The sequence below is a fragment of the Streptomyces sp. SM1 genome (assembly GCF_002910825.1).
Classification (GTDB): Bacteria; Actinomycetota; Actinomycetes; order Streptomycetales; family Streptomycetaceae; genus Streptomyces; species Streptomyces okerensis.
On record NZ_NEUB01000465.1, the window covers coordinates 1 to 7,693 of the forward strand.

Sequence of the window (7,693 nt, forward strand, 5' to 3'; positions counted from 1 at the left end):
ACCGCGAGCGGCGCCCCCGGCCACACCCGCCACGACGGTGAGGCCGGCGGACACCACCGGCTCCTCCCGCACGACGACACCGACCAGCTCGCCGCCCAGTTGCAGCACGCCGTGGCCGGGTTCGTCGACGCGCCGCGCGATGCCGTACAGGAGGCCGATCAGGTACTGCGCGAGCTGGCCGAGCGCTTCACGGACGCCGTGACCGAGCGGCGCCGCACCCTGCGGCGGTCCTGGCAGACCGCGGACGCCGGCCCCGCGGGTCCAGGCGACGGACAGGCCGCCGCGGCGACCGACACGGAGCAGCTGCGCCTGGCCCTGCGGGACTACCGCGAGCTGGCGGAACGGCTGCTACACGTCTGAGCCGGGGTCCGCCCCGCCCGCCGCCGCCCGGCGCTCCCGCCACTGCCGTACGACGTCGTCGACGTCGTACGGCTTCTTGCCCAGCGGGGGGCCGGGCGGCGGCTTGAACATCATGTCGCTGATCCTGGCGTTGATCTCCGTGAGTATCTTCCGGACGATCCGCTCCGAGGGAGCGGCGAGTGCCGCCTCCAGCGCGTCCTCGGCCTCCTTGCGCAGGGCCGGCGCCGGCGGCAGCACCGAGAAGCCCTCGCGGGCCATCTTCCGCTTCACCCACCACAGTTCGTCGTAGGTGCTCTCGACCTCGCTGGGGAGCGGCTTGCCCGCCCCCGCCAGCTGCTCGAACTCCCCGCGCGCCTCGGCGTCGCGGATCTGCTTGTCGACCCTCCCCCACTCTCAACTACGTTCGAGCGGGGGGACCCCACCTCGAAGTCGACGCCCGGTGGCTTTCGCTCCGTCATGAGTTCATTGTGCCGGACGCCGTGCACCCGGGCGTTTTATCATTCGGCGGCGGCCAGCCGATCCGGCCGCCGTGCAAGGCCGTTCCGGCCACCGCCGGGTCCGGGCCCCCTCGGCCCGCAGGACGTCTCAGGAGGAGCACAGGTGCTCGAACTCACCATGGCCGCGGTGTCAGCGGAGGAAGCGGGTGCCACGGCGGGCATGCTCATGGCCGACGCGCCGAGCGAGCCGGGAGCCCTGCTGCGGGTGGGCAGGGACAAGTCGCTGTGCCGGCTCTCGACGCCGGACGACTGGCTGTTCGTCTCACGCGTCCACCTGGAGTTCGGCTGCGCGCAGGACGGCACCTGGCAGCTGACCTGGCGGCGCGGCTCCCTGCCCGAGCCGTCCTCCGAAGTACGGCTGACCATCGGGGAGTACGCCCACCCGGTCACCTACGGCGGCACCGTCTCGCTGCCCCGGGGCGGCAGCGGCGAGGTCGTCATCCACGACCGCACCGCCCCGCGCAGCGTCAACGTGGGCTTCTACCACGAGGTGTGAATCGTGCGGCTCAGGCGTGACGTGCGGAGCGTGACGTCCGGGCTCGCGCGCGAGGCGTGAAACCCGCGTTCACGCCAGTACGCGCGCCAGCGCGAACCCGTCGTAACCCTTGGCCCCGACCGTCTGGATCGCCGTACCCGTCAGCCTCGGGTGGCCGCCGATCATGTCGAGCGCGGCGCGGGTGCCCACCACGTCCGGATCGGTGTTGTCCGGATCGGCCACCCGCCCGCCCCGGCCGACGTTGTCCAGCACGATCAGGCTCCCCGCGCTGGTCAGCCTGAGCGCCCACTCCACGTAGTGCGGGTTGTTCACCTTGTCGGCGTCGATGAAGACCAGATCGAACGGGGGCGGGTTCTCGTCGGCCAGCCGGGGCAGCGAGTCCAGCGCGGCGCCCACCCGCACCTCGACCTGCTGGTCGAGTCCCGCGCGGGCGATGTTGTGGACCGCGACCTCGGCGTGCCGGGGGTCGTACTCCAGGGTGACCAGCCGCCCGTCCGCCGGGAGGGCGCGGCCCAGCCAGATGGTGCTGTAGCCGCCGAGTGTGCCGATCTCCAGGATGCTGCGGGCGCCCTGCACCTGGGCGAGGAGCTGGAGCAGTTTGCCCGCCACGGCGGAGACGGCGATCGGCGGCAGTCCGGCGGCCTCGCTGTCACGCAGGGCGGACGCCAGCGCCTCGTCGGGGGCGTCGGTCAGGAGCCGGTCGGCGAAATAGTCGTCCACCTCGTGCCACAGCTGCGGCTCGCTCATGAACCTGGCCCTCCGTACGGCTGCTTGGCGTCTGGCGACTTCGATGCGCCCACCGAAGATACGCCGCCCGCCCGCCTCCCGTCGGGCCTTCCCGTGCGTGTCCCCAGGCCGTCGGCGACGGCCTGGGGACACCCCGGCGGAACCCGGCGCCGCGGACTCCGCCGGGGCGCCGCGGCCGTGTGACCTTTCCCGCGTCACCAACGGGCACCGTGAGCCGCCCGGACGGTCGTCATCCGGACAACATCGGGAGGGCCGTCAGGTGAAGCCGCGGCTTCCGGCGTCACTGTCGAGGGGTGTGCGGGCCGCATAGGGTGCGCAGAGCGAACCACCACGCACGGGATGTGCGGGACGAAACGGGGCGGGAGGCCGACGAGGCGTGGCGAACGCGGAGCACGGTGGGCGAGGGGCGGAGAGACTCGGAGCGACGGCGGCCGGCGGCACCCGGGCCCGGCTGCGCGTGGCGCGCCTGGGACTGTGGCTGCTCGCCGCCGTCCTCGCCGTACGCCAGGTCGCCGCCGTTCTCACCACTCCCAGCGGAGAACGGCTGACCACCCTGGAAGCCTGGGCGGGCTCCGAGGGGGTGCTGCACGTCAGCGGCTCCCTCTACGACTCCACCCGGTTCACCGGCACCCCCTTCAGCGGGCTGGTCCTCAAACCGCTCACCCGCCCCGCCGAAGACGCCCTCGGCTGGGGCTGGACCTTCGGCACCCTGCTGCTGGTCGTCGCCCTCGGTGTGATCGCCGCCCGTGCGCTGCCCCAGCCGGTCGGCCGCCGCACCGCGCTGCTCGCCACGCCCGTCGCCGTCAGCCTGCTCATGCTGTCCCTGCCGGTGCGCAACACCCTCTGGCTCGGCCAGACCAGCATCATCCCGGTCCTGCTCGTCCTGCTGGGCTGCTTCGCCGCCCACGGCCAGCGCGTCAGCGGCGCCCTCATCGGCGTCGCGGCCGCCCTCCAGCCCACCCTCATCCTCTTCGTCCCGCTGCTGTGGTTCACCGGCCGCCGCCGGGCCGCGACCGCCACCGGCGTCACCTTCGCCGCCACCACGGTGCTCGCCTGGGCCGCGATGCCGCACGACTCCTACACCTACTGGGTCCACCACCTCGGGGGCACCGGCCTGGGCGGCCCCGCCGACGACCTCGCCAACCAGTCCCTGCACGGCGCCCTGCTCCGCCTCGGCGTCGAGGGCCCCCTGGAGATCGCCCTCTTCCTGCTGCTCGGCGCGGCCGTCGCGACCCTCGCCCTGCGCCGCGCCGTCCGCTACGCCCACGACGGCCAGCTGCTCCTCGCGGTCGCCGTCACCGGTTGTGCCGCCCTCGTGGTCGCCCCGACCGCGTGGCAGCACCAGCTGCTGTGGGTACTGCTCGCCGCCGTCGGCCGGGTGGGAAAACGTGCCCGCGACCGCCTGGTGTGGCCCGTCGCCGTCGTCCTCGTCATGACGCTGCCGGCGAAGATGATGCTGCCGAACATGGCGTTCCTCCACCCGGTGCGGGACAACGTCGTCCTCCTCGCCGCCCTGGCCGCCGCCACCGCGGTCCCCTTCCTCTTCCGCTCCTCGGAGTACTTCCGCGCACCCGTCCCGACCCGGTACGCCCCACCCGTCCCGGCCCGGTTCGCGTTCGTCCCCCTGCTGCCGTTCCTGCGCAGGGTGCTCATCCGCCCGAACCTCCTGCTCGAGCTCCTCCTCATCCGCGTCACCTACGCCGCGTACGCCAAGGTCCGCCTCGCCGCGACCGGCGGCAGCAACTCGGCGGGCCGTGAGCGCGCGGAGGAACACGGACAGCAGATCCTCGACCTCGAACGCCTGCTCCACATCGACATCGAGCACACCGTCAACCACGCGGTGGTCAAGGTCGGCTGGCTACGGGACTTCTTCGACTTCTACTACACGTCGTTCCACTTCCTCGTCCCGCTGACCGTCCTCGGCGTACTCGTCGGGCGCCGCCCCGTCGACTACCGCTGGGCGCGTTCGGCCCTCGGCTTCACCACGGTCCTCGCCCTGGTCGGCTTCTGGCTCTACCCGCTCGCCCCGCCCCGCCTCATGCCGGGCTTCGGGATCATCGACACCGTCCACGGCGTCCAGGACTTCTCCCAGCCCGAGTACGGCACCCTCACCCACCTCACCAACCAGTACGCGGCGATGCCGTCCCTGCACTTCGGCTGGTCCCTGTGGTGCGGACTGGTCATCGCGATCATCGCGCCGAAGGCGTGGACGAAGGCCCTCGGCCTCCTCCACCCCCTCTTCACGGCCGCCGCGATCGTCGCCACCGGCAACCACTGGATCCTGGACGCGGCCGGCGGCGCACTCGTCGTCGGGGGCGGCTTCGGCCTGACGTACCTCCTCCAGGGCCCCCGGGCCCGTACGACGGTGGCGGTCGCCGAGGAGCTCGGCAGCAGGCCACCGGCGCCGGCCAAGGACCGTACGCCGAGCTGATCCGGTACCCACCGGCCCGCCGGCGAGTTCCCGGCTCGGGCGTGGACCCGCGGGTGCCGGATGGACGATGATCGGGCGCATGGCGAACGGCATGTCAGCGTCCGGGGCCGCTGCCCACCTCGGACCTCCTCATCTGGCCGGCCTGACCGAGCCGGCAGGCCGGCCCGGCAACGTGCCGGAGAAACTCTGGGCGGGGCTGCTGGAGACCGGCTGGGCGGCGCGGCTGCGACCGAGGACGGCCGGACCCGCTTCCGGCTGCACTACTACGGGCAACGGTTCGAAGGGCTCATCGTCGACGACGCGTTGCCCGCCCTGGTGTACGCGGTGACCGGGTCGGGGCAGCGGATCCTGCTCTTCGACGGAGCGGCGCACGGCTACGACGCGATGTTCTGCGACAGCCGGGACGCGGACGGACTGCGCGGCCGCCGCGCCGACCAGGTGTATGTCGACGCCGACGGGGAGGACACCTTCGAGCTGGTGATCTGGGCCGGCTACGGCATCGACTGGGACGACGAACGGGACTCCTTCGTGGACCCCGGCGATCCCGGTCTGGTCACGCTCACCGACGGCCGCCGCATCCCGTTCGAGGCCGCTCGCCGCGCCGCCTTCGACGCGCTGTCCATCACGGTCGTCAACGCGCGGAACCGGGCCACCGACGCCGTGTCGGAGGAACTGGCCTGAGCGCCCCCGGGACGACGAAGGCGGCGGCCCCGGGGATCGTGGGGTCGCCGCCTTCGGTATGGGGGGTGTGGGGGTGGATCAGTACCAGTTGTTGGACTGCCAGAAGGACCAGGCGTCGCAGGCGCTGCCGTAGCGGTCCTTCATGTAGTCCAGGCCCCACTTGATCTGGGTGGCGGGGTTGGTCTTCCAGTCGGAGCCGGCCGAGGCCATCTTGGAGGCGGGCAGGGCCTGGACCAGGCCGTAGGCGCCGCTGGAGGCGTTGGTGGCGGTGGGGTTCCAGCCGCTCTCGTGCTGGACGATCTTCGAGAAGCACTGGAACTCGGCCGAGTTGCCGATCATCTTCTGCGCGGTCGCCTGGGCCGAGGAAGCGCTCGTGCTCGCGGCCTGGGCGGGCGCGGCGGCGATGAGGGTGCCGCAGGTGGCGGCGATCAGGGCGGCACCGGCGAGGGACTTCTTCGGGGTGGCGACGGTGTGGAGGAAGGAAGCGGCGGACACAGGCGGCCTTTCGGTGGGAAGCAGGGGAGTCGCGCTACGCCGTGCCGGATGCCGTGGTGTGCGGCGGGGACATGCGTCGGCGCCGTGACCCCGGGAGGGGCGTCGGCGCCTGGCGACGGCTCCACAGAAACAAATCCCGCGATTGCCCGCAAAGGTCCCTTTTACTACCGAAGGTCGGGGAAGGGGTGGTCCGGGGGTCGATGCCCCGTGTGCGGGCCGGGGGATCGCTACGGTGCCGGGTCGTATGTGAGGTGGGTCATGTGGGGTGCTTCACCATCTCGGGCACAGCGTGTCGGTGAGGTGCTACCCAGCGGTGTCGCGGAATGTGACCGGGGCCTCGAAAGCCGCTCTGCGGGTGGCCCGGCGGAGGGCCTTCAGGAGAGGGGTGCCCACGGTGAGGGTCAGCACGACGGTGACCAGCGCGCGGCCCAGGTCCCAGCCGAGGGACGTCGCCAGGCAGTAGGCCAGGAAGCGGGCCAGGTTGGCGGGGAGCGACGCGTCGGCGTCGAAGGAGATGTTCGAGGCCAGGGCGGACATGAAGGGCCAGCCCGCCATGTTCATCACCGTGCCGTAGGCGAAGGCCGCCAGGAAGCCGTACACGGCCAGCATCCAGACTTCCGGGCGGCCGCGCAGACGGTCGGCGCCGGGGAGGAAGCCCGCGCCCATGGTGAACCAGCCCATCGCCAGCATCTGGAACGGGAGCCAGGGGCCGACACCGCCCGTGAGCAGCGCGGACGCGAACATCGTCACCGAGCCGAGGACGAAGCCGAAGCCCGGGCCGAGGACCCTGCCGCTCAGCACCATGAGGAAGAACATCGGTTCGAGGCCGGCGGTACCCGCGCCGATGGGGCGCAGGGCGGCACCCGCCGCCGCCAGGACGCCGAGCATCGCCACCGCCTTGGGGCCGAGGCCCGACTCCGAGATCGTCGCCGCCACGACCGCGACCAGGAGGACCAGCAGCCCCGCGAAGAGCCACGGCGCGTCCTGCGCGTGGGCGTTCAGGGTGGACGTGGGCGGGGCGAGGAAGGGCCAGCCGAAGCCGGCCACCCCCACCGCGCTGACCAGGGCGAGGGCCAGCCAGGAGCGGAGGCCCAGGCGGACGGCGCGGGCCTGGCGGTCCGCCCGGCGGGCGGTGGTGGGGGGCGTGGTCATGGGTTCAGCGCCTCTCGGACCTGGGAGACCGTGAGCCAGTGCTGCGGGGCCAGGATCTTCGCCACCTGGGGGGCGAAGGACGGGGACGCCACGACCACCTCCGCCGACGGGCCGTCCGCGATCACCTCGCCCTCGGCGAGCAGGACGACACGGTGGGCCAGCTCCGCCGCCAGTTCCACGTCGTGCGTGGCCATGACGATGGCGTGGCCCTCGGCCGCCAGCCCCCGCAGGATCCTCAGCAGCCGGGCCTTCGCCGCGTAGTCCAGGCCCCGGGTCGGCTCGTCGAGGAGGAGGAGCGGCGGGCGGGCGGTCAGCACGACCGCGAGGGCGAGGGTCAGGCGCTGGCCTTCGGAGAGGTCGCGGGGGTGGGTCTCGTCGGCCACGGAAGGGAGGAGTTCCGTGAGGAGGGCACGGCAGGTGCCGGGTGGTGCCTCCGCGTCCCGGTCGGCGGCCGCGCACTCCGCCGCGACCGTGTCCGTGTAGAGGAGGTCGCGGGGCTCCTGGGGGACCAGACCGACCCGGCGGACCAGGTCGCGGGGGCGGGCGCGGTGCGGGACCGCGTCGCCGGTGCGGACCGAGCCGGAGGACGGGGCGACCAGGCCGACCAGCGCGCTGAGCAGCGTCGACTTTCCGGCACCGTTGCGGCCCATCAGGGCGATCGTCTCGCCGGGGGTGACCGTCAGATCGACCTCGCGCAGGGCCTGGACGCGGTCACGGCGCACGGCGAGCGAACGGACCTCGGCCACCGGGGCGGCGGGAGCGGTGGTGCCGCTCGCCTTCGTCCGCCTGAACAGGCGCTTCGCGGGCGCGGCAGGCGTGGGCGCGGACCCGGGG

General features: G+C 73.1%; 7 protein-coding genes and 2 pseudogenes. 4 read left to right on the top strand and 5 right to left on the bottom strand.

Annotated elements, in window-relative coordinates:
* A pseudogene (locus B9S61_RS11605) lies at window positions 1-360 on the top strand (hypothetical protein); the annotation flags it as partial.
* Here the strand turns inward: B9S61_RS11605 and B9S61_RS11610 are convergent.
* A pseudogene (locus tag B9S61_RS11610) lies at window positions 349-818 on the bottom strand (DUF1992 domain-containing protein). The pseudogenes B9S61_RS11605 and B9S61_RS11610 overlap by 12 nt on opposite strands.
* A 142-nt stretch (window positions 819-960) precedes the next feature.
* On the opposite strand from B9S61_RS11610, the gene B9S61_RS11615 reads away from it, so the two are divergent.
* Window positions 961-1,353: a hypothetical protein gene (locus tag B9S61_RS11615; RefSeq protein WP_103542187.1), complete on the top strand. Its 393-nt coding sequence runs from the start codon at window positions 961-963 to the stop codon at window positions 1,351-1,353.
* A 69-nt stretch (window positions 1,354-1,422) separates the two neighbouring features.
* On the opposite strand, the gene B9S61_RS11620 is transcribed toward B9S61_RS11615, so the two are convergent.
* A complete protein-coding gene (locus tag B9S61_RS11620; RefSeq protein WP_103542188.1) occupies window positions 1,423-2,100 on the bottom strand; it encodes an O-methyltransferase in 678 nt (225 codons plus the stop codon).
* 376 nt (window positions 2,101-2,476) lie between these two features.
* Here B9S61_RS11620 and B9S61_RS11625 point away from each other — a divergent pair, with 376 nt between their 5' ends.
* Window positions 2,477-4,531, top strand: coding sequence for a phosphatase PAP2 family protein (locus B9S61_RS11625; RefSeq protein ID WP_103542189.1), 2,055 nt, complete (start codon window positions 2,477-2,479; stop codon window positions 4,529-4,531).
* A gap of 303 nt (window positions 4,532-4,834) precedes the next feature.
* Window positions 4,835-5,212 (top strand): hypothetical protein, encoded by a 378-nt coding sequence (locus B9S61_RS41535; protein WP_103542190.1) that lies wholly within the window; start codon window positions 4,835-4,837, stop codon window positions 5,210-5,212.
* A 78-nt stretch (window positions 5,213-5,290) separates the two neighbouring features.
* Here the strand turns inward: B9S61_RS41535 and B9S61_RS11635 are convergent, their stop codons facing one another.
* The 3 genes from B9S61_RS11635 to B9S61_RS11645 form a co-directional block, all read right to left on the bottom strand.
* A complete protein-coding gene (locus tag B9S61_RS11635; protein ID WP_103542191.1) occupies window positions 5,291-5,707 on the bottom strand; it encodes a lytic transglycosylase domain-containing protein in 417 nt (138 codons plus the stop codon).
* Window positions 5,708-6,010: 303 nt separating this feature from the next.
* Entirely contained in the window at window positions 6,011-6,859 is an 849-nt protein-coding gene (locus tag B9S61_RS11640) for an ECF transporter S component (protein ID WP_103542192.1), read from the bottom strand.
* A partial coding sequence (locus B9S61_RS11645; protein ID WP_146064799.1) for an ATP-binding cassette domain-containing protein occupies window positions 6,856-7,693 on the bottom strand: 838 nt, incomplete at its 5' end. The genes B9S61_RS11640 and B9S61_RS11645, both read right to left, overlap by 4 nt.